The organism is Variovorax palleresanus, assembly GCF_051144945.1.
GTDB lineage: Bacteria > Pseudomonadota > Gammaproteobacteria > Burkholderiales > Burkholderiaceae_C > Variovorax > Variovorax paradoxus_S.
Genome location: NZ_JBJNVP010000002.1, coordinates 3824639 through 3848375 on the forward strand (window position 1 = coordinate 3824639; position 23737 = coordinate 3848375).

General features: G+C 67.4%; 23 protein-coding genes. 10 read left to right on the top strand and 13 right to left on the bottom strand.

Going from position 1 to position 23737, the window contains the following annotated elements; translation table 11 throughout:
• A complete protein-coding gene (locus ACJ7Z0_RS21770) occupies nt 1-594 on the top strand; it encodes an ATP-dependent Clp protease proteolytic subunit (RefSeq protein ID WP_434791495.1) in 594 nt (197 codons plus the stop codon).
• A gap of 12 nt (nt 595-606) precedes the next feature.
• Here the strand turns inward: ACJ7Z0_RS21770 and ACJ7Z0_RS21775 are convergent, their stop codons facing one another.
• Nucleotides 607-993 carry a RidA family protein gene (locus ACJ7Z0_RS21775; RefSeq protein ID WP_055803740.1) on the bottom strand — a complete coding sequence of 129 codons (387 nt, stop codon included), beginning with the start codon at nt 991-993 and terminating at the stop codon, nt 607-609.
• 190 nt (nt 994-1183) lie between these two features.
• Here ACJ7Z0_RS21775 and ACJ7Z0_RS21780 point away from each other — a divergent pair, with 190 nt between their 5' ends.
• The 9 genes from ACJ7Z0_RS21780 to ACJ7Z0_RS21820 all read left to right on the top strand — a co-directional run bounded on the left by ACJ7Z0_RS21780 (nt 1184) and on the right by ACJ7Z0_RS21820 (nt 10919).
• A complete protein-coding gene (locus ACJ7Z0_RS21780) occupies nt 1184-2758 on the top strand; it encodes an ABC transporter substrate-binding protein (protein WP_434791496.1) in 1575 nt (524 codons plus the stop codon).
• A 30-nt stretch (nt 2759-2788) separates the two neighbouring features.
• Entirely contained in the window at nt 2789-3730 is a 942-nt protein-coding gene (locus ACJ7Z0_RS21785; protein ID WP_431124128.1) for an ABC transporter permease, read from the top strand.
• Nucleotides 3731-3740: 10 nt separating this feature from the next.
• Nucleotides 3741-4580, top strand: coding sequence for an ABC transporter permease (locus ACJ7Z0_RS21790; protein WP_434791497.1), 840 nt, complete (start codon nt 3741-3743; stop codon nt 4578-4580).
• Nucleotides 4580-5614 carry an ABC transporter ATP-binding protein gene (locus tag ACJ7Z0_RS21795; protein WP_434791498.1) on the top strand — a complete coding sequence of 345 codons (1035 nt, stop codon included), beginning with the start codon at nt 4580-4582 and terminating at the stop codon, nt 5612-5614. Before ACJ7Z0_RS21790 ends, ACJ7Z0_RS21795 begins: the two co-directional genes overlap by 1 nt.
• Before the next feature lie 139 nt (nt 5615-5753).
• A complete protein-coding gene (locus ACJ7Z0_RS21800; RefSeq protein WP_431124122.1) occupies nt 5754-6731 on the top strand; it encodes an ABC transporter ATP-binding protein in 978 nt (325 codons plus the stop codon).
• Complete coding sequence (locus tag ACJ7Z0_RS21805) at nt 6728-8041, top strand: amino acid deaminase (RefSeq protein WP_434791499.1); 1314 nt, start codon at nt 6728-6730, stop codon at nt 8039-8041. Before ACJ7Z0_RS21800 ends, ACJ7Z0_RS21805 begins: the two co-directional genes overlap by 4 nt.
• Before the next feature lie 10 nt (nt 8042-8051).
• Nucleotides 8052-8963, top strand: a complete 912-nt coding sequence (locus tag ACJ7Z0_RS21810; protein WP_431124118.1) for a MurR/RpiR family transcriptional regulator — start codon at nt 8052-8054, stop codon at nt 8961-8963.
• The gene (locus ACJ7Z0_RS21815; RefSeq protein WP_434791500.1) at nt 8960-10429 is read left to right on the top strand and encodes an N-acyl-D-amino-acid deacylase family protein; all 1470 of its coding nucleotides are present in this window, start codon (nt 8960-8962) and stop codon (nt 10427-10429) included. Before ACJ7Z0_RS21810 ends, ACJ7Z0_RS21815 begins: the two co-directional genes overlap by 4 nt.
• Before the next feature lie 55 nt (nt 10430-10484).
• A complete protein-coding gene (locus tag ACJ7Z0_RS21820) occupies nt 10485-10919 on the top strand; it encodes a styrene oxide isomerase (RefSeq protein ID WP_434791501.1) in 435 nt (144 codons plus the stop codon).
• 120 nt (nt 10920-11039) lie between these two features.
• Here the strand turns inward: ACJ7Z0_RS21820 and ACJ7Z0_RS21825 are convergent, their stop codons facing one another.
• The 12 genes from ACJ7Z0_RS21825 to paaA form a co-directional block, all read right to left on the bottom strand.
• Complete coding sequence (locus tag ACJ7Z0_RS21825) at nt 11040-11843, bottom strand: CPBP family intramembrane glutamic endopeptidase (protein WP_434791502.1); 804 nt, start codon at nt 11841-11843, stop codon at nt 11040-11042.
• A gap of 125 nt (nt 11844-11968) precedes the next feature.
• Complete coding sequence (locus ACJ7Z0_RS21830) at nt 11969-12529, bottom strand: methyltransferase family protein (RefSeq protein WP_434791503.1); 561 nt, start codon at nt 12527-12529, stop codon at nt 11969-11971.
• Between the two features lie 80 nt (nt 12530-12609).
• Complete coding sequence (gene paaZ, locus ACJ7Z0_RS21835) at nt 12610-14661, bottom strand: phenylacetic acid degradation bifunctional protein PaaZ (RefSeq protein ID WP_434791504.1); 2052 nt, start codon at nt 14659-14661, stop codon at nt 12610-12612.
• A 155-nt stretch (nt 14662-14816) separates the two neighbouring features.
• Nucleotides 14817-15548 carry an ABC transporter ATP-binding protein gene (locus ACJ7Z0_RS21840; protein ID WP_434791505.1) on the bottom strand — a complete coding sequence of 244 codons (732 nt, stop codon included), beginning with the start codon at nt 15546-15548 and terminating at the stop codon, nt 14817-14819.
• Nucleotides 15545-17449, bottom strand: a complete 1905-nt coding sequence (locus ACJ7Z0_RS21845; RefSeq protein ID WP_434791506.1) for a branched-chain amino acid ABC transporter ATP-binding protein/permease — start codon at nt 17447-17449, stop codon at nt 15545-15547. Before ACJ7Z0_RS21845 ends, ACJ7Z0_RS21840 begins: the two co-directional genes overlap by 4 nt.
• Nucleotides 17446-18474: a branched-chain amino acid ABC transporter permease gene (locus ACJ7Z0_RS21850; RefSeq protein WP_434791507.1), complete on the bottom strand. Its 1029-nt coding sequence runs from the start codon at nt 18472-18474 to the stop codon at nt 17446-17448. Before ACJ7Z0_RS21850 ends, ACJ7Z0_RS21845 begins: the two co-directional genes overlap by 4 nt.
• A gap of 192 nt (nt 18475-18666) precedes the next feature.
• On the bottom strand, nt 18667-19812 hold the full coding sequence (locus tag ACJ7Z0_RS21855) for an ABC transporter substrate-binding protein (protein WP_434791508.1): 1146 nt from the start codon (nt 19810-19812) through the stop codon (nt 18667-18669).
• Between the two features lie 35 nt (nt 19813-19847).
• Nucleotides 19848-20942 (bottom strand): 1,2-phenylacetyl-CoA epoxidase subunit PaaE, encoded by a 1095-nt coding sequence (paaE, locus tag ACJ7Z0_RS21860; protein WP_434791509.1) that lies wholly within the window; start codon nt 20940-20942, stop codon nt 19848-19850.
• A 3-nt stretch (nt 20943-20945) separates the two neighbouring features.
• Complete coding sequence (gene paaD / locus ACJ7Z0_RS21865) at nt 20946-21449, bottom strand: 1,2-phenylacetyl-CoA epoxidase subunit PaaD (RefSeq protein ID WP_434792707.1); 504 nt, start codon at nt 21447-21449, stop codon at nt 20946-20948.
• A 26-nt stretch (nt 21450-21475) separates the two neighbouring features.
• Entirely contained in the window at nt 21476-22255 is a 780-nt protein-coding gene (gene paaC / locus ACJ7Z0_RS21870; protein ID WP_434791510.1) for a 1,2-phenylacetyl-CoA epoxidase subunit PaaC, read from the bottom strand.
• Nucleotides 22256-22427: 172 nt separating this feature from the next.
• Nucleotides 22428-22724 (bottom strand): 1,2-phenylacetyl-CoA epoxidase subunit PaaB, encoded by a 297-nt coding sequence (gene paaB / locus ACJ7Z0_RS21875; RefSeq protein WP_434791511.1) that lies wholly within the window; start codon nt 22722-22724, stop codon nt 22428-22430.
• A complete protein-coding gene (gene paaA, locus ACJ7Z0_RS21880; protein ID WP_434791512.1) occupies nt 22721-23734 on the bottom strand; it encodes a 1,2-phenylacetyl-CoA epoxidase subunit PaaA in 1014 nt (337 codons plus the stop codon). Before paaA ends, paaB begins: the two co-directional genes overlap by 4 nt.
• Nucleotides 23735-23737 lie beyond the last annotated feature (3 nt).

Genomic DNA, 23737 nt, shown 5'->3' on the forward strand with positions numbered 1-23737 from the left:
ATGGAAACCGACGACGACACCCCACCCGCGGCCACTGCGGAACCGCGCAATTCCTACCTGGAAGAGAAGGCCTTCAAGTCGCGCACGCTGCTGATTTTCGGCAGCATCACCGACGCGGTGGCCGCCGACGTGACGCGCCGGCTCATCGCGCTGGATGCCGACAGTCCCGAAAAACCGATCGACATCCTCGTGAGTTCGCCCGGCGGCCACCTGGAGTCGGGCGATGCCATCCACGACATCGTGCGTTTCATCAGCGCACCGGTGAACATGATCGGCACCGGCTGGGTCGGCAGCGCCGCCACGCACCTCTACCTGGCGGCGCCGCGCGAGCGGCGCGTGTGCCTGCCCAACACGCGCTTCCTGATCCACCAGCCCAGCGGCGGCGCGGGCGGGCAGGCGACCGACATCGCGATCCAGGCGCAGGAAATCATCAAGGCCCGCCATCGCGTCGCGCACGAGATCGCGCGCGAAACCGGCAAGCCGATCGACGTGGTGCTGGCCGACATCGAGCGCGACCGCTGGCTCTCGGCTGCGGAGGCGGTCGAATACGGACTGGTCTCGCGCATCATCCAGCGCAAGACCGAGCTGCTGTAGTTGCTGCTGTAGTTACTTGGGCTTGTAGGCCACCACGTCGATCTCGACCTTGGCGTCGACCATCAACCGCGCTTCGGTGGTCGAGCGCGCCGGCTTGTTTTCACCGAAGTAGCTCATGTAGATGCGGTTGAAGGCACCAAAGTCGCGCGCGTCCTGCAGCCAGACGGTGCTCTTGCAGACGTCGTCGAGCGTGGCGCCGGCCAGCGCCAGCACCTTTTTCAGGTTTTCCATCACCTGGCGCGTCTGCGCCTCGATGCCGCCCACCACGATCTCGCCTTCGGCATTGGCAGGCACCTGGCCCGACACGTAGATGAAATCGCCGGCGCGCACGGCCGGGGAGAAAGGACGTGCCTGGCGGTCAGAGGCGACGGGCGGGGCGCCGAGGTATTCGAGCGGCATGAGAGGACTCCTGAAGTGAAGACAAAGAAGAAAAAGGGGGATCGCAAGTATCGGCCCAATCTGAAAATCTCTTTCAGAATAACCCTCAAACAAGGGTTAACACGGATGATTTTGCATGGATAGTGCTTCAAAGTGCGGGCCGAAGAGAAAATTTCTTTCACAAACCGCCTGCCCCATGAAGGAGTTCCCCATGTTCCACGCCGGTCTTGTCCAGCGCCTGCCGAAGCTGTCGAAGCGCAGCCTGCTGGGCGCTTCCCTGCTCGCGATGCTGTGTGCCGCGTTGCCTCACCAGCAAGCGCATGCCCAGGGGCCGCGCAACTTCGCCACGCTGGCCATGGTGGCCGAACCGCAGACGCTCGACCCGATGGCCTCCACGGCCGACCTGGTCGGAACCATCATGCAGCACGTGTACGAGACGCTCTACACCTTCGACGCCAAGTGGAACGTGGTGCCCATGCTGGCCGAGAGCAGCCCTAAGATCTCCGCCGACGGCAAGAGCTACGCCATCACCCTGCGCAAGGGCGTGATGCTGCACAACGGCCGCGAACTCAACGCCGACGACGTGGTGGCCAGCCTGCAGCGCTGGATGGACCAGTCGCCGCGCGGCAAGGCCGTGGGCAAGGAAATCGAGAGCCTCAAGGCCAAGGGCCCGCTGGGCGTGGAGATCGTGCTGAAGGCGCCGTATGCGCCGCTGCTCTCGCAGCTCGCGCTGCCCAGCGGCATGGCGGCCATCATGGCCAAGGATTCCATCGCTTCGCCGCTGAAGGAGTTCATCGGCACCGGCCCCTACAAGTTCAAGGAGCGCCGTCCCGACCAGTTCGTGCTGCTCACGCGTTTCGACAAGTACGCCGCGCGCAAGGAGCCGGCAAGCGGCTACGGCGGCAAGCGCGAAGCCGCCATCGAAGAACTGCGCTTCGTGCCCGTGCCCAACGCCAGCACGCGGGTCGAAGGCGCCCTGGCCGGCCAGTACGACTTTGCCGACCTGCTGCCGGTCGAGGCCCTGCCGCGGCTCGAGAAGTCCGGCGGCAAGACCGTGCCGATCATGACGCCGTCGTTCGGCTTTCCGTACCTCGTGCTCAACACCAAGGAAGGCGTGGCCGCCAACCAGGCCCTGCGCCAGGCGATCCAGTCCGCGCTCGGCGAAGGCGAAATGCTCGCTGCCGGCTTCGGCGACACGCGCTTCTTTGTCGCCGAAGGCAACCACTTCCCCAAGGGCTCGCCGTTCTATTCGACCGCCGGCACCACGCTCTACAACGAGCGCAACGCGTCCAAGGCCAAGGAGGCCGCGGCCAAGGCCGGCTACAAGGGCGAGCCGATCCGCGTGCTCACCAGCCGCCAGTACGACTTTCACTACAACATGTCGCTCCTGATGGCCGAGCAGCTCAAGCGCGCCGGCTTCAAGGTCGATTTGAACGTGGTCGACTGGGCCACGCTGGTGCAGCGCCGCAACGACCCGAAGCTGTGGGACATCTACGTCACCCACTCGGGCCAGTTTCCCGAGCCGATGCTCTCGCCGCCGCAGCTCGGCGACGGCGCGCCCGGCTGGTGGGATTCGCCCGCCAAGAAGTCGGCACTGCAGGCCTTCAATGTCGAGAGCGATCCGGCCAAGCGCGGCGCGCTGTGGGGCAAGGTGCAGCAGGTGGTCTACGAAGAAGTGCCGTACATCAACGTCGGCAAGTTCAACGGCCTGTCGGCCAAGAGCCCGGCGCTGGACAACTACCAGCCCGCGACGTGGCCGTTCTTCTGGAACGCAAGAATCAAGTAAGCCCCCGGGTCGCCACGGAGCCAACCACTCATGTTTCGCTATCTCGCCTCGCGCGCCGCCGGCATGCTCGTCGTGCTCGCCATCGTGGCGGTGCTCGTTTTCGTGCTCACGCGCGCGGCCTCGGGTGATCCGGTCTCGGTGCTGCTGGGCGACCAGGCCACCGCGGCCGACATCGCCCGCGTGCAGAAGGAATACGGGCTCGACAAGCCGCTGCCCGTGCAGTTCGGCTACTGGCTGCGCGAAGTGCTGCAGGGCAACCTCGGCACCTCCATCTTCCTGCAGCGGCCGGTGACGCAAGCGCTGTGGGAGCGCTCCGAACCCACCACGCTGCTTGCGCTGATGGCCGTGGCCATCGCGGCGTTGATCGGCGTGCCCTGCGGCATCGTCTCGGCCGTGTTTCGCGGGCGCATGGTTGACCAGCTCTTCACCGGCATCGCGATGCTGGGCGCGAGCATTCCGAGCTTCTGGCTCGGCATCGTGCTGATCCAGATCTTTGCGGTGTCGTTCGGGTGGTTTCCGGTGTCGGGCTATGGCGCGCCCGATGCGCCGTTCGCCGAGCGGCTGCATGCGCTGGTGCTGCCGGCCACGGTGCTGGGCTTGCTGAACTCGGCGCTCATCATCCGCTTCACGCGGGCCTCGATGCTCGACGTGCTGGGCGAAGACTACGTACGCACCGCGCGCTCCAAGGGCCTGAGCGAAAGCACGGTGGTGCTCAAGCATGCGCTGCGCAATGCGCTGGTGCCCATCGTCACGGTGATCGGCCTCACGGTCGCGCTGATGATCGGCGGCGCCGTCATCACCGAGACCGTGTTCGGCCTGCCGGGCGTCGGCAACCTGGTCGTGAGCGCGGTGCTGCGGCGCGACTATCCGGTGATCCAGGGCGCGCTGCTCGTGATCGCGGCGATCTACGTGCTGATCAATTTCTCGATCGACCTACTGTACGCCGTCGTCGATCCGCGTGTGAAGGTCTGAGAGCAACACCATGCAAATGCCCCGAATGCTCCGCCAGCTGATGCACCGCCGCATCGTGATGGTCTCCGCGCTGGTGCTGCTGGTCATCGCGGTGCTCGCCATCGGCGCGCCGTTGTTCGCCTCCATCGACCCCAACGACACGGCCGTGCTGCAACGCCTGAAAGGGCCGAGCGCCGAACACTTGCTGGGCACCGACGAACTCGGCCGCGACATGTACTCGCGCATCGTGCACGGCGCGCGCTATTCGCTGGCCATTGCCGCGCTCACCGCCCTTGGTGCGGTGATCGCGGGCACGGTGCTGGGCCTCATGGCCGGCTTCTTTCGCCGGCTCGATGCGCCGTTGATGCGCGTGGTCGACGCGATGATGTCGTTCCCTGACATCCTGCTGGCCATTGCGCTCGTGGCCATCCTCGGGCCTTCGCTCATCAATACCGTGCTTGCATTGGTGCTGGTCTACACCCCGCGCGTGGCGCGGGTGGTGCGGGCCTCGACGCTGGTGGTGCGCGAGCTGCTGTTCGTGGAGGCCGTTCGTGCCCTGGGCGTGCGCACCTCGCGCATCCTGTGGCGCCACATCCTGCCGAACCTGATGTCGCCCATCCTCGTGCAGGTGTCGTTCATCTTCGCCTACGCCATCCTGGCCGAGGCGGGGCTGTCGTTCCTCGGCGTTGGCGTACCGCCCGAAATTCCCACGTGGGGCACCATGGTCGCGGGCAGCCAGCAGTACGCGCACCAGGCTTTCTGGGTGGTGCTGTTCCCGGGGCTCGCGATCATCTTCACGGCCCTGTCGCTGCAACTGCTGGGTGACGGCGTGCGCGACCTGCTCGACCCCAAACTGAAGAAGACCCTGTGATGACGACCACGAAAACACCGCGTCTCCAGGTCAGCAACCTGAGCACCAGCTTCCCCACCGAGGACGGCCTGATCCGCTCGGTGGCCGACGTGAGCTTTTCGATCCAGCCCGGCAAGACCACGGCGCTGGTCGGCGAATCGGGCTCGGGCAAGTCGGTCACCAGCCTTACGCTGATGCGCCTCCTGCCCAAGACCGCGAATGCGCAGGTCAGCGGCTCGGCTTCCTTCGTGACGCGGGAAGGCAAGTCGCTCGACCTGCTGCAGATCGGCGAGCGTGAGATGCGAAGCCTGCGCGGCAACCAGCTGTCGATGATCTTCCAGGAGCCGATGACCAGCCTGAACCCGGTCTTCACCATCGGCGAGCAGATTGCCGAGAGCGTGCGGCTGCACAAGGGGCTGGACCGCAAGGCGGCCATGGCCCATGCGCTGCGCATGCTGGAGCTGGTCGAGATTCCGGCCGCGGCGCAGCGCATCCACGAGTATCCGCACCAGCTTTCGGGCGGCATGCGCCAGCGCGTGATGATTGCGCTGGCCATGGCCTGCGACCCGACGCTGCTGATTGCCGACGAGCCCACCACCGCGCTCGACGTGACCATCCAGGCGCAGATCCTCGAACTCATGCGCCGGCTGCAGGCCGAAACCGGCATGAGCATCCTGTTCATCACCCACAACCTGGGCGTGGTCGCGCACCATGCGGACGACGTGGTGGTGCTCTATGCGGGCCGCGTGGTCGAGAGCGCGCCCGTGCGGCCGCTGTTCGCGCAGCCTGAGCACCCGTACACGCAGGGCCTGCTGGCCTGCCTGCCGGGCAAGGCGCGCCTGCCGGGGCAGCCCAAGCCCAAGCGCCTGTTCGCGATTCGCGGCCAGGTGTCGAGCCCGCTCGCGCCGCCGCCGGGTTGCGCTTTCGAGCCGCGTTGCGATCTTGCGCTGGCGGGGTGCAGGGAAGCGATTCCGCCGCTCATCGAGATCCGTCAGGACCGCCAGGCGCGATGCATCCGTGTACAACCCGACGCCCAACTTGCGAGGGTCGCATGACGGGCGCGCTGCTCCTGTCTTGCTCCCTCTCCCGCGTGCGGGAGAGGGCTGGGGTGAGGGCGGCCCCCGCATCCCTCGCGAGCACCCTCATCCCCCGCCTTCTCCCGCAAGCGGGAGAAGGAGCCAATACAACATCCCCATGACCACCGCCGCCCCCCTCATCGAAGTCCGCGGACTCAAGAAGTACTTCGGCAGCAGCGACCGCCCGGTGCGCGCGGTCGACGATGTCTCGTTCGCCATCCAACCCGGCGAAACCCTGGGCCTCGTCGGCGAATCCGGTTCCGGCAAGAGCACCATCGGCCGCACCGTGCTGCGGCTGGTCGAGCGCACCGAGGGCCAGGTGCTCTATCGCGGCGATGACATCGGTGCGCTCTCGGGCGAGCGCATGCGCAAGCTGCGCAGCAAGCTGCAGATCATTTTTCAGGACCCGTATGCGAGCCTGAACCCGAAGATGCGCATCAGCGCCATCCTCGGCGAGGCGCTCTCCACGCACGGCCTGCACAAGGGTGCCGCCGCGCGCGACAAGCGCATTGCGGAGCTGCTCGAAACCGTGGGCCTGCGCGCCGAGCATGCGAGCCGCTTTCCGCACGAGTTCTCGGGCGGGCAGCGCCAGCGCATCGGCGTGGCGCGCGCGCTTGCGGTCGAGCCCGAATTCATCGTGGCCGACGAGCCGCTATCGGCGCTCGACGTGTCGATCCAGTCGCAGGTCATCAACCTGCTGGCCGATCTGCGCGAGCGGCTCGGCCTCACCATGCTCTTCATCTCGCACGACCTCGACGTGGTCGAGTACCTGTGCGACCGGGTGGTGGTGCTGTACCTGGGCAAGGTGATGGAAGTGGCCACTACCGACGAGCTTTTCGCACGGCCCTCGCACCCTTACACCCAGGCGCTGCTGGCCGCGAGCCCGAAGCCCGACCCGACGCTCGCCACAGAGCGCATCGCGCTCAAGGGCGACATTCCCAGCCCGATCTCGCCGCCATCGGGCTGCGTATTCCGCACCCGATGCCCGCATGCCATCGAGGCCTGCGCGCAGACCGTGCCCGCGCTGGATGAGATTTCCGTCGGACACTACAGCGCCTGCATCCGCAAAGAGCTGCTCTCCAACATTGCCGCATGACCATGACCGACATCACCGCCGCCGACAAGGATTTCACCGACCCGCTGCTGGGCAGCAACTTCAAGGGCTACCCGCGCACGCAGCCGCCGCGCCGCCGCAGCGAGGTCGGCGCCGCGGGCTGGAACGTGCTCGCCGGCGACCTGCCGCTGCCGCTGGCCGTGCTCAAGCGCGAGGCGCTGGAGCACAACCTGGCGTGGATGCAGTCGCGCGTGCGCGAGTGGGGCATCGACCTCGCGCCGCACGGCAAGACCACCATGTCGCCGCAGCTCTTCCAGCGCCAGCTCGATGCGGGCGCCTGGGGCCTGACTTTCGCCACGGTGACGCAGCTTGCCGTGGGCGTGGCGGCCGGCGCGCGCCGCACGCTCATCGCCAACCAGGTGGTCAGCGACGAAGACCTGGCGGGCATGCAACTGCTGTTGCAGGCGCATGCCGACCTGCGGGTGGTGTTCCTGGTCGATTCGCTCGCGCAGCTCGCGCTGATCGAAGACTGGTCGAAGCGCCATCCCGAGAGCGTGCCCTTCGAGGTGATGCTCGAAATCGGCGTCGAAGGCGCCCGCACCGGCTGCCGCACGCATGAAGAGGCGGTGGCGCTCGCCACGAGCCTGCGCGCCAGCGACGCGGTCAAGCTCGTGGGCATCGAGACGTATGAAGGGCAGGGCGCCACCGGCGCCAGCGAACCCGACACCACCTACGCCAACGCGCTGATGGACCGTGTGGAAGCCATCGCACGCCACTGCGACGTGCAGCAGCTGTTCGAGACCGACGAGGTGCTGGTCTCGGCCGGCGGTTCGGCCATCTTCGATCTCGTGGCCGGCCGCCTGAAGCCCGCGCTCGGTGCGCCGGTGCGCGGCCTGCTGCGTTCGGGCTGTTATGTCACGCACGACCATGGCTTCTACAAGCGCATGGTGAGCGCAGTGGACGAGCGCCTGGGCTGCGATTGCGGCGAGAGCCTGCGCCCCGCGATGGAAGTGTGGGCCACGGTGCAGTCGCGGCCCGAGCCTGGCCTTGCGATTCTTGCCGTCGGCAAGCGCGACATCTCCTTCGACCTCTCGATGCCGGTGCCGATCGCGCGCGCCGCACGCGGCATGCTCGAAGCAGAGGCCGTGCCCGCCGGCTGGAAGATCACCGCCCTTAACGACCAGCACGCCTACCTGCGATGGGATACCAACGAAGAAGCGCAGGCCCCGGTGGTTGGCGACCGCGTCGGCCTCGGCATTTCGCATCCGTGCACCACCTTCGACAAATGGCATTGGATGCCGGTGGTCGAAGAGAACTACCGCGTGAGCGACGCCGTCGCCATGCACTTTTGAACACGTGCCGATGACTCCCTCATTGCTTCAGAAGATCGCCGAGCTCCGCAGCAGCGCGCCCGCCACGCGGCGCGCGATTCTCGACCTGATCCTCGAAGACCCCGACCGCGCGCTCGAAGAGAGTTTCGAGCAGCTGGCCGAGCGCTCGCGCAGCTCGGTGCCCACCATCATGCGCACCTGCCGCGACCTCGGCTTTGCGGGGCTGCGCGAGTTCAAGCTCGCGCTCGCACAGGAGCTGGCGCTCGGCGGCTCGCCCCTGCACCGGCGCGTGAACATCGAGGACGCGGCCGATGAGGTCGTCAGCAAGATCGCGCGCAGCGCCGCGGCCTCGGTTTCGGGCGTGCGCGGACAGCTCGACATGAAAGTGCTCGAAGGGGCAGTGGCCGCCATCGCGGCCGCGCCTCACGTGGACCTGTATGGCGCGGGTGCCACGTCGTGGTTCATGGTCAACGATCTTCAGGCGCGGCTCTTCAGGCTGGGCCTCTCGGCCAACGCCTGGGCCGACTACCACCTGCAGCAGGTGGCGGGCGCGGCGCAGCGTCCGGGTGGCGTGGTCATTGCCATCTCGCACGTGGGCGGCATGCCCTCGCTGCTCGATGCCGTGGACATCGCGCGCGGACAAGGCGCCAAGGTGGTCGCGCTCACGCGGCCCGGCACCGCGCTGGCGGCCAAGGCCGACTTCCTGCTGGGTCTCTCGGTGCCCGACGACGCCGTGATGCACGTGGGCATCGACGCCTACCTGACGCACCTCACTGCCATCGAAATTCTCACGGTGCTGGTGGCCCAGCGCCGTGGCGAACCCGCCGTGCAGCGCCTGCAGCGCGCCCGCGAGGCCTTTCAGCGCCATGGCATCGACGCCTCCACGCACCCGCTGCAAAGCTGGGACGGCGGCGGCATCAACACCGGAGGCCGCGCATCGTGAGCGACGCCAAAGCCATCCTGCTCGAAGCCGGCCTCGTGGTCGATGGTTCGGGCGGACCCTCGTGGTCCGGCGACGTGCTGCTGCAGGGCGACCGCATCCTGGCGCTCGGCGAAGGGCTGCGCGAGCGGTTGCCAAAAGGGCTCACGCTGGCCGACATCGATGTCGTCGATTGCCGCACCAAGGTGATTGCACCCGGCTTCATCGACGCGCATACGCACGACGACGCCATCGTGCTGCGCGACCCGCTGTGCCTGCCCAAGGTGTCGCAGGGCATCACCACGGTGGTGACGGGAAACTGCGGCATTTCGCTTGCGCCTTACCGCACGCCGCAGTCCAAGCCGCCGCTCACGCTGCTGGGTGCGGAGTCGTTCAAGCACGCCACCATGGCCGAGTACCGCGCGGCCGTCGATGCTGCGCAGCCAGCGCTCAACGTGGCGGCGCTGGTGGGCCACACCACCTTGCGCTTCGCGGCCATGGAGGTGCTCGACCGGCCCGCGAGTGGCGACGAACTCGCGCGCATGGCGGCGCTGCTCGACAGCTGCATGGCCGAAGGCGCGCATGGCCTGTCGTCGGGGCTGTTCTACGAAGAAGCGTTTGCCGCTCCGGCCGCAGAAGTGACTGCGCTCGCGCGCATCGTGGCAAGGCACGGCGGCATCTACGCCACGCACCTGCGCAGCGAGATGCAGCAGATCATCGAGGCGCTGCACGAAGCCGGCGACACGGCCTTCAGCGCCGGCGTGCCGCTCGTCATCTCGCACCACAAGTGCGCCGGCCCCGCCAACTGGGGCCGCACGAAGGAAACGCTGCCGCTGATCGAGACGCTCGCCGAGCGGCAGAAGATCTCGATGGACGTGTACCCCTACGTGGCCGGCTCCACCGTGCTGCGCGAAGACCTGGTCGACGGCGTCATCGACGTGCTGCTGACCTGGTCGGACCCGCACCCGGAAATGACAGGACGCCTGATCTCCGACATCGCCCGCGAATGGGGCACCACCGAGCAGGAGGCCTGCCTGCGCCTGAAGCCCGGCGGCGCCTGCTATTTCCAGATGCAGGAAGAAGACGTGGAGCGCGTCATCGCGCACCCGCTCACCATGATCGGCAGCGACGGCCTGCCGCACGACCGCCATCCGCATCCGCGCCTGTGGGGTGCCTTTCCGCGCGTGTTCGCGCGCTACTGGCGGCAGCGCCGCCTGTTCACGCTGGAGCAGGCCGTGCACAAGATGACCGGCATGACCGCGCGCAACCTGCGCATTGCCGACCGCGGCCTGCTGCGCGTGGGCGCCATGGCCGACGTGGTGGTGTTCGACCCCGAGACCATTGCCGACACCGCCACCTACGACAAGCCGCACGGCGTGAGCCTGGGCGTGGAGCGGGTGTTCGTGAACGGCGTGCTGGCGTATTGCGGTGGCGGCGCTGAAGCGAAGGTGCTTGCGCGGGCGGGACGGATGCTCACTCGCGGGAGTTAGGCGAACACAACGCGTTCGGGAACAACAAGCCCCGGATAGGATGTGCGCCATCTCCATGTTCCTCCTTTCCATGCACGCAGCCGCACGCCATCTCGTTTTTCACGCAGCAGTGATCCTGCTTTTCGGACTTTTGCTGGGCGCACCCTATGCGAAGGCCATCAAGCGCAATGCGCCGGCCCACATCGTCAACTCCTGGCGCGTGGCGCACTTGAGCCTGCCCATCGGTGCAACGTTGATGCTCGCGACAGCTGCCGTGCTGACCTTGCTTGCGGTCTCCGCGCCGGTCATCTGGGTCATTGCCGTTGCGCTGATCGTTTCAGGCTACGGCTTCTGCGTTTCCACGCCCCTGGCCGCGATCACGGGCCAGCGCGGGCTGTCTTCCGATGGCGCTGGCCTGGGCAAGCTCGTCTATGCTGGAAACATGGTCGGTGCGTGGGGCTCGATCGTCGGTGCCGTCGCGTTGCTCTGGGCGGCGTTCGTTGCGCTCTGACGGGCGGATCGGCAACACGTCGCGGGCGGGCATTTCATCGTCGATGGCGAGGCCGTCGATGCGCGGCCGCTGCCGCCCGCGCGCCCCTAGGTTTTTCTCGGACGGCCGGTTCCGGGTCCGTCAGGGCACGGGCCCGCGTGCCACCGGCACCACGAGCATGCGGCGCAATGCCAGCACGCCGCACCCACCGGCCAGCAAGACCAGCAGCAAGGCCCACGCCGCGTCCGCCGTCGAGGCGGATTCCGGCCAGTCGCCGATGAAGATCGTGCCGCTGTTGTAGGCCGCATGCAGCGCGATGCACGGAATGAGCGAACGGGTCCGCTCATAGAGCCAACCGAGCACTGTGCCCATGACCAGCCCCACGACGAACTGGTAGATGTTCAGGTGCGCGGCGCCGAAGAGCAGCGCCGAGCCCAGGATGGCCTGCCACCGCGAATAGCGCAGCAGAAAGCCCCGCAGCACGATGCCGCGGAACAGCATTTCTTCCAGCAGGGGGGCCATGAGGCACACCGCCAGCGTGGCCGCGACGCTGCCATCCGCCATGCGGCTGAACATCGACTCCTCCCAGGCCGAGAGCGGCGCGATGAACACCAGCAGGTTGAGCACGGCCGTCATCACCACCATCAGCCCCGGCACGAGCAGCAGCACCGGCGGCACCACCAGCATCAGCGTGGCCCTCGCGGAAGCCGGCGACTCGTGAAATAGTTCGCGGTAGGTGAGCTTCTGGTGGTGCATGACCACGGCGAATACGCAGCCGTTGCCCAGCACCGCGGACAGCACGCCGAGCTGCATGCCGTTCAGGCCCAGCCAACGGTTGGCGTCGCGCAGCGCAACGCCAATGACGAATTCGCAGAGGAACACCGCCAGGAACAGCAGCGCGGCCTGCGTGGCAGAAGGAAAAGCCGTGCTTTTCGGGGAGGGCATGGGGGTCTTCGGGCGCCGAGGGGGATAGACGCATATTACCGTTGAGCGCCCCCGGACGGCTCGCGGGCGGCGCTCCGCCACCGCAGGATCGCCCGCTACAGCCCGCTACAGCCCGCCGCAACCCGCTACAGCACGAACGGAATGAAGCGCCGGGTGCTGCGCATGTACTCGCGGTAGGCGTCGCCAAAATGCGCGATGCATTCCTGCTCGTCGCGCAGCGCCGTCAGGAACAGCAGCACCGTGGCGGCCAGCACCAGCGCCAGCGTGAGCCAGGTGAACTGCTTCAGGAAGGCGCCCCAGGCGAGCAGCATCAGCGCCGTGTACATGGGATGCCGGATGTAGCGGAAGGCGCCGGTGGAAACGATGGAAGAAGTCTTCTCGAAACCGTAGAGGGCCGGGTCGTCGTTGCGCGCCTCGGTCGGCTTGCCTTGGGCCTTGAGCAGTTTGACCGCGTGGATCGGCAGCCAGATCGACAGCGCGAGGAACACGCAGGAGAGCAGTTGGGTGAGCGACAGCGGATCGACATGCCACACCGGCAGGTTCACGATGATCAGCACCAGCATGCATTCCCAGGCGAAGAAGCGGTAGAAGCCGTGCGAGCCGGGCTGGCTCAACGGCCCGCGCGAGACGTACAGCAGCGCGGCCGTGCCGGAGATAAAAAGGAAGATCTGGAACCAGAGAAGCATGGCGGCCGAATTTACACGGCCTGCCCGGCTTCAGCCAGAGGTAGAAAACCCGCCGACCACCGGAATCGCTGTGCCGGTCTTCAGGTGGCGTGCGGTTTCTTGGAGACGAGGGTCAGGATGTCGTAGCTCGCGACGAGCTCGCCGTCCTGGTTGGTCACCTCCACGTCCCATGCCACCACGCCCTGGCCGTGGCCGCTCGCGTCCTTCTTGTTGCGGTCGGTCTTGCGCTTGCAGGTCAGCCGTGCCCGGATGGTGTCGCCGATGCCCACGGGCTTGACGAAGCGCAGCGTATCGAGGCCGTAGTTGGCCAGCACCGGCCCTGGCGCGGGTGAGACGAACAGGCCGGCCGCGGCCGACAGCACGAAGTAGCCATGCGCGATGCGCTTGCCGAAGGGCGACTCCTTTGCCGCCACCTCGTCGAAGTGCATGTAGAAATAGTCGCCCGAGATGCCGCCGAAGGCCACGATGTCGGCCTCTCCGACGGTGCGGCGATGGGTGAGCAGCGAGTCGCCGATCCGCAAGTCTTCGAAGTAACGGCGGAACGGATGCACCTCGCTCTCGCGCACGGCCGCGCCGCGCACATGCTCCCCGGTGATGGCGGCCAGCATGGTGGGCGAGCCCTGCACCGCGGCGCGCTGCAGGTAGTGCTTCACGGCGCGCAGGCCGCCCAGCTCTTCGCCGCCGCCCGCGCGGCCCGGGCCGCCGTGCTTGAGTTGCGGCAGCGGCGAGCCGTGGCCGGTCGATTCGGCGGCGGCCTCGCGGTCGAGCACCAGCAGCCGGCCGTGCCATGCGGCGGCCACGGGAATGGCCCGGGCCGCAATGGCCGGGTCGCGCGTGACCAGCGTGCCGACGAGGCTGCCGCGGCCGCGCGCGGCCAGCGCGAGCGCTTCGTCGATGCCGTCATAGGGCATCAGCGTGCTGACCGGGCCGAAGGCTTCGACGTCGTGCGCGGCATCGTGTTCGAGTGGCTTGCGGCTCAAGAGCAGCGTGGGCGCGAAGAAGGCGCCTTCGCCAACGCCATCGCCCACCGGCGAGAAGCCGTCGCGTTCGCCATGGACCAGCTCGGCCTCCTGCAGCAGCGTGGCGACGTGCTCCGCCACGTCGGCCTTTTGTGCGTGCGAAGCGAGGGCGCCCATGCGCACCTCTTCGCGCGACGGGTCGCCGACGACGGTCTTGGCGAGCCGCGCCCGCAGGCGTTCGGCCACTGCGTCGAGATGCTGGCGCGGCACGATCGCGCGGCGGATGGCCGTGCATTTCTGGCCGGCCTTGGTGGTCATCTCGCGTGCCACCTCCTTCACGAAGAGATCGAACTCCTCGTCGTCGGGCGTCACGTCGGGCGCCAGGATCGCGCAGTTGAGCGAGTCGGCCTCGGCATTGAACGGGATCGACTGGCGCACCAGGTTCGGATGCACGCGCAGCCTGGCCGCGGTGTCGGCCGAGCCGGTGAAGGTGACCACGTCGGCGCCCTCGAGCCGGTCGAGCAGGTCACCGGTGCCGCCGACGACCAGCTGCAGGCTGCCTTCAGGGAGAATGCCCGACTGCACGATGAGCCGCACCAGCGCTTCGGTGAGATAGCTGGTGGCCGTGGCCGGCTTGCCGATGCAGGGCATGCCCGCGAGAAAACTGGGCGCGAACTTTTCGAGCAGGCCCCACACCGGAAAGTTGAACGCGTTGATGTGCACCGCCACGCCGCCGCGCGGCACCAGGATGTGCGTACCCGCGAAGCCGCCCTTCTTGCCGAGCGCGAAGGCCGGACCTTCGTGCAACAGGTTGCCCGACGGCAGCTCGTTGGTGCCGATGCCGGCATAGGCGCTGAGCGTGCCGGCGCCGCCCTCGATGTCGATCCAGCTGTCGGCGCGGGTCGCGCCCGTGTGGGCCGAGATGGCGTAGAGCGTTTCCTTGTTCGCGGCGAGAAACTTGGCGAGGGCCTTCAGGCGCTCCGAGCGTTGCTGGAAGTCGAGCGCCATCAGCGCGGGGAGGCCGACACGGCGCGCGTGGTTCAGTGCTTCGGCGAAGTCGATGGCTTCGGCATGCGTGCTGGCCACGGCTTTCCCGTTGATGGCGCTGCGCAGTTGCTGCGCGCTTTCCTTGCCGATCCAGCGGCCCGCGATGTAGCTTTGAAGAATGGTCATAAGGTGTCCTTTCGCTGTCTTGGTATTGCTCCTTCCCCTTCCGGGGGAAGGCTGGGATGGGGGCAGGCGGCGCTCATTCGGCGCAGTGCGTTATCGAACGCCGCCTGCCCCCATCCCGACCCTCCCCCGGAAGGGGAGGGAGAAAAACCCCCGGGTCATTCCTTCCTTCCGATGCCCAGGTAGGTATCGATGATTCGCTGGTCGTGCATCAATTCGCGCGCGTTGCCGTCGAGCGCCACGGCGCCCATCTCGAGCACGTAGGCGCGGTCTGCCACCTGCAATGCGGCGCGCGCGTTCTGCTCCACCAGCAGCACCGAGACGCCGTGGCTGCGCAACTGCGAAACCACGCGCAGCACTTCGCGCACCACCAGCGGCGCCAGGCCGAGCGAGGGTTCGTCGAGCATCAGGAGCCGCGGACGCGCCATCAGCGCACGGCCGATGGCGAGCATCTGGCGCTCGCCGCCGGAAAGCGTCGAGGCCAGCTGCGGGCGCCGCTCGCGCAAGCGCGGAAAGATCTCGAACACCTCGTCCATGCGCGCGCGCTGGTCGCGCTTGCCCTTGCGCCACTGGTAGAAGCCGCCCAGCAGCAGGTTGTCTTCGACCGACATGTCGCCGAACAGCTCGCGCCGCTCGGGCACCAGCGCCACGCCGCGCGCCACCATGGTCTCCACGCCCGGCCGCGCGATGCGTTCGCCATGCAGCGCGAGGCTGCCGGTGGACGGCAGCAGGCCCATCGTCGCGCACAGCAACGTGGTCTTGCCCGCGCCGTTGGGGCCGATGACGGTGACGATCTCGCCTTCGTTCACATGCAGCCGCACGCCGTGCACCGCTTCGACGGCGCGGTAGGCGACGCAGAAGCCGTCGAGTTCGAGGATAGGAGTGCTCATCTCGCGTCCTCCAGCAGTTCGTCGTCCGCGCCGCCAAGATAGGCCTCCAGCACGCGCGGGTTGGCCTGCACTTCGGCCGGCGTGCCGGTCGCAATCACGGTGCCGAATTCGAGCACCGTGATGCGGTCGGCGAGGTTCATCACAAATTCCATGTCGTGTTCCACCACCAGGATGCCGAGGCCTTCGGCGCGCAGCTGCCCCAGCAGCACGGAGAGCGCGCGCTTCTCCAGATGCCGGAGACCCGCGGCGGGCTCGTCGAGCAGCAGCACGGAGGGCTGACCGGCCAGGGCGCGCGCGATTTCGACCACGCGCTGCTGGCCCAGCGAGAGCGATGCGGCCGGCGTGTCGGCATGCGCGCCGAGGCCGCAGCGCTCGATCTGGCGGCGGGCTTCGGCCATCAGTGCCGCTTCCTCGGCACGGTCCAGCCTGAGCATGGCGGCAAGCCAGCCACGCTTCGCGCGCAGGTGCGCGCCGAGCGCCACGTTCTCGACCACGCTGCGCTGGCCGAGCAGGCGCACGTGCTGGAAGGTGCGCCCGAGGCCGAGCGCCGCGAACACGCGCGAAGGCTTTGCTGTCATCGTCTGGCCCGCAAGCCGTACTTCGCCGGCGCTCGGGTCGTCCACGCCCGAGATCATGTTGAAGAAGGTGCTCTTGCCCGCGCCATTCGGTCCGATGAGCGCGTGGATCTCGCCGGCTTTCAGCGTCATCGAGATGTCGTTGTTGGCCACCAGCCCGCCGAAGCGCTTGCTGACGCTGGTGGCCTGGAGCAGCACCTCGCCCTTGGCGGGCAGGTTGCGCTGCACAAGCTGCATGGTGGAGGTCGCAGGCCGCGCGGCATCGGGTGCAGCAGCCGCATGCGGGCGCACCCAGCGGCCCGCGATTCGCGCCAGCGTGGGCCACAGGCCTTCTGCAAAACGCTGCAGCACGAACAGCATGAGCAGCCCGAACACGATCACTTCGAAGTTTCCGCTGCTGCCGAGCAACGAAGGCAGCACGTCCTGCAGCTTCTCCTTCAGCAGCGTGATGAGCGCGGCCCCCAGCACCGCGCCCCACAGGTGGCCCGCACCGCCGACCACCGCCATGAACAGCAGCTCGATGCCGATGTTCAGGTTGAAAGGCGTGGGGTTCACGAAGCGCTGCAGGTGCGCATAGAGCCAGCCCGACACGGCGGCGAGCAGGGCCGCGAGCACGAAGAGCTTCACGCGGTGGCGGGCTGTATCCACCCCCATCGATTCGGCCATGAGCCGGCCGCCCTTCAGCGCGCGGATGGCGCGGCCCTCGCGCGAGTCGAGCAGGTTGTGCAGGGCCCAGAGCGCAAGCAGCAGCACGGCCCAGATCACGACGCCGAGTGCGCGCGGCGTGGCCAGCGAGAAGCCCGCGATGACCAGCGGCGGCACGCCGGTGATGCCGGTCTGCCCGCCAAGGAAATCCATGTTGCCGAACAGGTAGTACAGGCTCAGGCCCCAGGCGATCGTGCACAGCGGCAGGTAGTGGCCCTGCAGCTTGAGCGTGACCGCGCCCAGCGCCCATGCGAGCGCGAAGGTCAGCAACAGGCCGAGCAGCAGCCCCGCCCATGGCAGCAAGGCGGGCGCCACGAAGCCGCCCATCCACGCCGCCGCGGCGGGCGAGGTGCAGATCCATGCGGTGGCGTAGGAGCCCACGCCGACGAATGCGGCCTGGCCGAACGAGGTCATGCCGCCGACGCCGGTCAGCATGACCAGGCCGGCCGCGACCAGCGCATAGAGCCCGATGTTGCTGAGCACAGAAACCGTGAACTCGGGCAGGAAGCCCCAGGCCAGCGCCATTGCGACGACGAGCACCAGCGTGAGCTGGCGCGAGGTGACCAGCGGCTTGCCAGCGGGCGGCAGGTGGGCGGTGATGGGATTCGACGGAGCGCTCATTCCTCGTCCTCCACATGGCGGCTGTGCAGCGAGCGCCACCACAGCACCGGGATGATCAGCGTGAAGACCAGCACCTCCTTGAACGGGCTGGCCCAGAACGAAGCAAAGGCTTCGAGCTGCCCGACCAGCAGTGCACCGGCCAGCGCCAGCGGATAGCTCGCGAGCCCGCCCACGATGGCGGCGACGAAGCCCTTCAGGCCGATCAGGAAGCCGGTGTCGTAGTACACCGTGGTGAGCGGCGCGATCAACAGGCCCGACACCGCGCCGATGAGCGCCGCGAGCGCGAAGCTCAGGTCGCCCGACAACTCCGTCGGAATACCCGACAGCCGCGCGCCCACGCGGTTGATGGCGGTGGCGCGCAGCGCCTTGCCGACCATCGAGCGGCCGAAGAAAAGAAACATTGCAATCACCAGCAGCAGCGTGATGCCGATCACCACCAGCGACTGCCCGCTGACCGGAATGCCGCCGATGTCGAAGCGCTCTTCCGAGAACGCGGTGGTGCGGTAGCCCTCGGCGCCGAAGAAGAGCAGGCCCAGTCCCACCAGCACGCCGTGCAGCGCGACCGAGACGATCAGCAGCATCAGCACGCTGGCATCCGCCAGCGGCCGGTAGGCGAGACGATAGAGCAACGGACCGAGCGGCGCGATCAGCACCAGCGTGGTGATCGACTGCGCCGCCATCGAAGTCGGCTTGAGCCCCAACACGAGTGCAGAGGCCAGCCCCGGCAGCGCCACGCACCAGGTGAGCGCCGAGCCCCAGTCCACCACCGTGCCGCGCTTCCAGCGCCAGGCTTCCACCACCAGCACCATGGCCGCGAGCGCGATCAGCAGCCACAGCGTGGCCGGCACGCGGCCGGTCTGCAGCATGGCCATCGACAGCGCGCCGAAGGCGACGAACTCGCCCTGCGGAATGAAGATGACGCGCGTGACGGAGAACACCAGCACCAAGGCGAGCGCCATCAATCCATAGACGGCACCGTTCACGATGCCGTCCTGCCCCAGCAAAAGGGCGATCTGCAGATCCATAAAAAACCTTCGGGCTCGGCCCTTGTATCGAATCAGTGTTTGCCGCAAACGCCTACAGCCACGCTGCATTGCTCCTTCCCCCTTTGGGGGAAGGTTGGGATGGGGGCAGCCCCTGCGTTCACGCCGCGTGGACGTCTATGCCGGCGTGCCCCCACCCCAACCCTCCCCCAAAGGGGAGGGAGCCGGGATCCTTCAGGGCTGGTATTTCCAGGCGCCGTTTTCGATCTTCACCATGACGCGGGCGCGTTGGTCCAGGCCCAGATGGTCGTTGGCCGTCAGGTTGAATACGCCGTGAGCGCCTGCAACGTCCTTCACCTGCTCCAGCGCGTCGCGCAGCGCCGCGCGGAACTCGGGCGTGCCGGGCTGCGCCTTTTTGAGTGCGACCGGCACGGCCGAGGTCATCAGGAGGCCCGCGTCCCAGGCGTGCGCGCCGAAGGTCGACACCGTGTTCTTGCCGTTGGCACCCTCGTAGGCGGTGACGTAGGCCATGGCCGATTTCTTCACGGGATGGCTGGCCGGCAGTTGCTCGGCCACGAGCACGGGACCGGCCGGCAGGAAGGTGCCTTCCACGTCCTTGCCGCCCACGCGAAGGAAGTCGGCATTGGCCACGCCGTGGGTCTGGTACATCTTGCCGGTGTAGCCGCGCTCTTTCAGCGTCTTCTGCGGCAGCGCGGCCGGCGTGCCCGAGCCCGCGACCAGCACCGCGTCGGCCTTGGCGGCCATGATCTTCAAGGCCTGGCCGGTCACCGAGGTGTCGGTGCGCGCATAGCGTTCGTTGGCGACGATCTTGAGCTTCTTCAGTTCCGCCGCCTTGGCGAATTCCTGCGACCAACCTTCGCCGTACGCATCGGAGAAGCCGATGAAGGCCACCGTCTTCACGCCGTTGGCGGCCATGTGTTCGGCAATGGCGAGAGACATCATGATGTCGTTCTGCGGCGTCTTGAAGACCCACTGCTTCTTGGGGTCCATCGGCTCGACGATGCGAGCTGAGGCGGCGATGGAAATCATCGGCGTCTTGGCTTCGCTGACCACGTCGATCATCGCAAGCGAGTTGGGCGTGGTGGTCGATCCCAGCACGATGTCGACCTTGTTCTCGGCAATGAGCTTGCGCGTGTTGGCCACGGCCGCCGTGGTGTCGGAGGCGTCGTCGAGCACGATGTAGTTGATCTTCTGGCCGGCGATGGTCTTGGGCATCAGCGCGATGGTGTTCTTTTCGGGAATGCCGAGCGAGGCGGCCGGACCGGTGGCCGAGAGCGTCACGCCGACATTGATGTCGGCCCATGCGGCCACGGCGGTGGCGCACAGCGCTGCGATCAGCAGGGGCTTGAAGAATTTCATTTGGGTTTGTCTCCGGTTGAAAAGTTGTTATGGGGTCAGCGCTCGTCGAAGGACAGGGTCACGCGTTCGGTGAGAGGGTGCGCCTGGCAGGTCAGCACGAAGCCCGCGGCTACTTCATTCTTGTCGAGTGCAAAGTTTCTTTCCATGCGGACTTCCCCCGCCACGAGCTTGGCGCGGCAAGTGCCGCACACGCCGGAGGTGCAAGAGAACGGCACCTCGAGCCCGGCCGCGGAAGCCGCGTCGAGGATGCTCGGCTGCCCTTCGGTGAAAGTGATCTCTCGCTGCAGGCCGTCGCGCACGATGGTGATGCGCGCCTGCTTGGCATCGCCGGGCAGGGCCTCGTGCACCACCGCGCCGACCTCGCCGGCCGAAGCGCCGGAAGGCGATGCGACGCCGAAGCGCTCGATGTGAATACGCTCTTCGGGCACGCCCGCGGCGAGCAGCGCCGCTTCGGCCTCGTCGTTCATCTGGAACGGGCCGCAGATGTACACATGGTCGATGCCTGCGGCCGGCACCAGCGTGCTGAGGAACTCGCCGATCTTCTCGCGGTTCATCACGCCGAAGCCCAGCGGCGAATCGGTGTGCTCGTCGGAGAACACGTGCTGCAGCACGAGGCGCGTCATGTAGCGGTTCTTCAGGTCCTCGATTTCTTCCTTGAACATCGTGGAGTGCAACTGGCGGTTGCCGTAGATCAGCGTGAAGCGGCTTCGGGGTTCGCGCGCCAGCACGGTCTTCATGATCGACAGGATCGGCGTGATGCCGCTGCCGCCGGCAATGCCGACGTGATGGCGCGCGGAAGCCGGCTCGATGGGTACGAAGAAGCGGCCCTGCGGCGCCATCACCTGCACCGTGTCGCCGGGCTGAAGGTGCGCGTTGATCCAGTTGGAGAACACGCCGTCCCGCACCTTGCGCACGCCCACGCGCAGCTCCCCGTCGTCGAGGCCGGCGCAGATCGAGTACGAGCGGCGCAGGTCCTGCCCGTCGATGTCGCGGCGCAATGTGAGGTACTGGCCCTGCGTGAAGCCGAAGACTTCCCGAAGCTCGGGTGGCACCTCGAACGAGACGACGACGGCCTCCGAGGTGTCGGGCTCGACAGCCTTCACGCGCAGCGGGTGGAAGAGGGTGCTCATCGCTTAGATCGGCTTGAAATGTTCGAAGGGTTCGCGGCAGCCCATGCAGCGGTAGAGCGCCTTGCAGGCGGTGGAGCCGAAGGCGGACAGGCGCTCGGTGCGCTCGCTCGCGCAGCGTGGGCAGGCGATGCTTTCTTTCACGCCGGCGATGCGGCCGAAGAGGCGGATGGGCATCGCGGTGCCGGCGGCCGCTTCGGGGGTGAGGTGAGCCGGCGGCGCGATGCCATAGGCCTTGAGCCTGGCTCGGCCTTCTTCGCTGATCCAGTCGCTGGTCCAGGCCGGCGCGCGGCGCAAGGTGGCGCGTGCGCGGCCAAGGCCGGCGTTCTCGATGGCGGCGAGCACGTCGTGCTCGATGGCTTCGGTCGCGGGGCAACCCGAGTAGGTGGGCGTGAGCACGATCTCCAGCCCGTCGTCATGTTCGATCACCTCGCGCACGATGCCCAGGTCGCAGACCGACACGGCCGGCACCTCGGGATCGGGCACGGTGTGCAGCACGGCCCAGGCCATGTCGACGCGCGATGCGACGGTGTTGTTCACCACACACCCCCGGGGTAAGAGCGCTGCAGGTGCTGCATCTCGGCCAGGATGTAGCCCATGTGTTCGGTGTGAACGCCCTGCTTGCCGGTGCTGCGGAAGGCGGCCTCCTTCGGCATCTCGAGGCCGGCGGCGTCGAGCACCTGTTGCATCTCCGAGAACCAGGGCTCGCGCAGCTCGCTCCACGCGGGGCCGAGGCCTGTTGCGCTGGCTTCTGCATCGACGGCATCGCTCTCGAACAGCTCCGGCACGTAGAGCCAGAGCTGCTTCAAGGCGCGCTCGGTGCGGCGGCGCGATTCGTCGGTCCCGTCGCCGAGCCGCACGACCCAGTCGCCCGAGTGCTGCTGGTGGTAGCGCGCTTCCTTCACGGCCTTGCCGGCGATGGCGGCCACCTCGGCATCGTTCGATGCGGCAAGGCGTTGCCACAGCAGCTTGAGCAGCGTGGCGACCATGGTGTTGCGCACCACGGCAAAGGCGAAGTCGCCGCGCGGCAGTTCGACGAGCGTGAGGTTGAAGTAGTCGCGCTCGTCGCGAAGGTAGGCGAGCTGGTCTTCGTCATGCGCATGTGCAGCACCCTCGAGCTTGCCGGCGTGCGTGAGCAGCGCGCGTGCCTGCCCCACGAGGTCGAGCGCGATGTTGGCCATCGCGATGTCTTCTTCCAGCACGGGCGCATGGCCGCACCATTCGCCCAGGCGCTGCGCGAGCACCAGGCAGGTATCGCCGATGCGCAGCAGGTATTGCACGGCGGGGGTGCGGTTCAGTTCGATAGAGGCTTGCATTCAGTGGCTCCAACTCTGTCTTGCTCCCTCTCCCCATGGGGAGAGGGTGGGGGTGAGGGCGTGGGCGGTGGAAGAAACCTGTCGGTAGCGAAGGCCGGCGGCCCTCACCCTGACCCTCTCCCAGAGGGAGAGGGGACAACACGAAGTCCATTCGCGGGCTCTCATCACGGTCTCACATGTGGTCGACTGACTTGGGCAGCGAATAGAACGTCGGATGGCGATACACCTTGTCCTCCGCCGGATCGAAGAACATGTCCTTGTCACCCGGATCGCTTGCCACGATCTGGTCGGAGCGCACCACCCAGATGCTGCTGCCTTCCTGGCGGCGCGTGTACACGTCGCGCGCCATCTGGATCGCCATCTTCGGATCGGCCGCATGCAGGCTGCCGCAATGCTTGTGGTCGAGGCCGGCCTTGCTGCGCACGAACACTTCCCACAGGGGCCACTCTTGTTGGATATCGGCGCTCATGCGGCCTCCTTGATCGGTTGCTTGTTGGCGTGGGCCATCGCGGCTTCGCGCACCCACGCGCCTTCTTCCCACGCGTCGACGCGGGCCTGCAGGCGCTCGCGATTGCACGGACCGTCACCGCCGATCACGCGCCAGAACTCGCTCCAGTCGATGGCGCCGAAGTCGTGCGCCTGCCGCTCTTCGTTCCACTTCAGGTCGGGGTCGGGCAAGGTCACGCCGAGGATGCGCGCCTGCTCGACGGCGGCGTCGATGAACTTCTGGCGCAGCTCGTCGTTGCTGAAGCGCTTGATGCCCCAGCGCATCGACTGCGCCGAATTGGGCGACTGGTCGTCGGGCGGGCCGAACATCATGATCGAGGGCCACCACCAGCGGTTGACCGCGTCCTGCACCATCGCCTTCTGCGCCTCGGTGCCACGGGTCATCATGGTCAGCAGGGCTTCATAGCCCTGGCGCTGGTGAAAACTTTCCTCGCGGCAGATGCGGATCATGGCGCGCGCATACGGCGCATACGAGCAGCGGCAGATCGGCACCTGGTTCATGATGGCCGCGCCGTCCACCAGCCAGCCGATGGTGCCCATGTCGGCCCAGGTCAGCGTGGGGTAATTGAAGATCGAGCTGTACTTGGCCTTGCCGGTGTGCAGCGCGTCGAACATCTGGTCGCGCGAAGTGCCCAGCGTCTCGGCGGCGGCATACAGGTAGAGCCCGTGGCCGCCTTCGTCCTGCACCTTGGCCAGCAGGATGGCCTTGCGCTTGAGCGTGGGCGCGCGGCCGATCCAGTTGCCTTCGGGCAGCATGCCGACGATCTCGGAATGCGCGTGCTGGCTGATCTGCCGCACCAGCGTCTTGCGGTAGTGCTCGGGCATCCAGTCTTTCGCCTCGATGAAATCGCCGGCGTCGATGTGCGCGTCGAAGCGCTCCTCGAGCCGCATTTCGTCAGCCGAGCGCACGGCTTTCTTCTTGCCGTCGTCGCCTGCATCCTTGCCCATGGTGTCCATTGCCTGGGTGTACATGTG

Bases quoted from the DNA above. Each gene is read 5' to 3' on its own strand.
- ACJ7Z0_RS21840 (WP_434791505.1), bottom strand. From the start codon at position 15,548: ATGAGCACTCCTATCCTCGAACTCGACGGCTTCTGCGTCGCCTACCGC.
- ACJ7Z0_RS21825 (WP_434791502.1), bottom strand. From the start codon at position 11,843: ATGCCCTCCCCGAAAAGCACGGCTTTTCCTTCTGCCACGCAGGCCGCG.
- ACJ7Z0_RS21795 (WP_434791498.1), top strand. From the start codon at position 4,580: ATGACGACCACGAAAACACCGCGTCTCCAGGTCAGCAACCTGAGCACC.
- ACJ7Z0_RS21845 (WP_434791506.1), bottom strand. From the start codon at position 17,449: ATGAGCGCTCCGTCGAATCCCATCACCGCCCACCTGCCGCCCGCTGGC.
- ACJ7Z0_RS21820 (WP_434791501.1), top strand. From the start codon at position 10,485: ATGTTCCTCCTTTCCATGCACGCAGCCGCACGCCATCTCGTTTTTCAC.
- paaE (WP_434791509.1), bottom strand. From the start codon at position 20,942: ATGAGCACCCTCTTCCACCCGCTGCGCGTGAAGGCTGTCGAGCCCGAC.
- ACJ7Z0_RS21780 (WP_434791496.1), top strand. From the start codon at position 1,184: ATGTTCCACGCCGGTCTTGTCCAGCGCCTGCCGAAGCTGTCGAAGCGC.
- paaB (WP_434791511.1), bottom strand. From the start codon at position 22,724: ATGAGCGCCGATATCCAACAAGAGTGGCCCCTGTGGGAAGTGTTCGTG.
- ACJ7Z0_RS21775 (WP_055803740.1), bottom strand. From the start codon at position 993: ATGCCGCTCGAATACCTCGGCGCCCCGCCCGTCGCCTCTGACCGCCAG.
- paaD (WP_434792707.1), bottom strand. From the start codon at position 21,449: ATGGCCTGGGCCGTGCTGCACACCGTGCCCGATCCCGAGGTGCCGGCC.
- ACJ7Z0_RS21770 (WP_434791495.1), top strand. From the start codon at position 1: ATGGAAACCGACGACGACACCCCACCCGCGGCCACTGCGGAACCGCGC.
- paaA (WP_434791512.1), bottom strand. From the start codon at position 23,734: ATGTACACCCAGGCAATGGACACCATGGGCAAGGATGCAGGCGACGAC.
- ACJ7Z0_RS21850 (WP_434791507.1), bottom strand. From the start codon at position 18,474: ATGGATCTGCAGATCGCCCTTTTGCTGGGGCAGGACGGCATCGTGAAC.
- ACJ7Z0_RS21855 (WP_434791508.1), bottom strand. From the start codon at position 19,812: ATGAAATTCTTCAAGCCCCTGCTGATCGCAGCGCTGTGCGCCACCGCC.
- ACJ7Z0_RS21805 (WP_434791499.1), top strand. From the start codon at position 6,728: ATGACCATGACCGACATCACCGCCGCCGACAAGGATTTCACCGACCCG.
- paaZ (WP_434791504.1), bottom strand. From the start codon at position 14,661: ATGACCATTCTTCAAAGCTACATCGCGGGCCGCTGGATCGGCAAGGAA.
- ACJ7Z0_RS21800 (WP_431124122.1), top strand. From the start codon at position 5,754: ATGACCACCGCCGCCCCCCTCATCGAAGTCCGCGGACTCAAGAAGTAC.
- ACJ7Z0_RS21790 (WP_434791497.1), top strand. From the start codon at position 3,741: ATGCAAATGCCCCGAATGCTCCGCCAGCTGATGCACCGCCGCATCGTG.
- ACJ7Z0_RS21785 (WP_431124128.1), top strand. From the start codon at position 2,789: ATGTTTCGCTATCTCGCCTCGCGCGCCGCCGGCATGCTCGTCGTGCTC.
- ACJ7Z0_RS21830 (WP_434791503.1), bottom strand. From the start codon at position 12,529: ATGCTTCTCTGGTTCCAGATCTTCCTTTTTATCTCCGGCACGGCCGCG.
- paaC (WP_434791510.1), bottom strand. From the start codon at position 22,255: ATGCAAGCCTCTATCGAACTGAACCGCACCCCCGCCGTGCAATACCTG.
- ACJ7Z0_RS21810 (WP_431124118.1), top strand. From the start codon at position 8,052: ATGACTCCCTCATTGCTTCAGAAGATCGCCGAGCTCCGCAGCAGCGCG.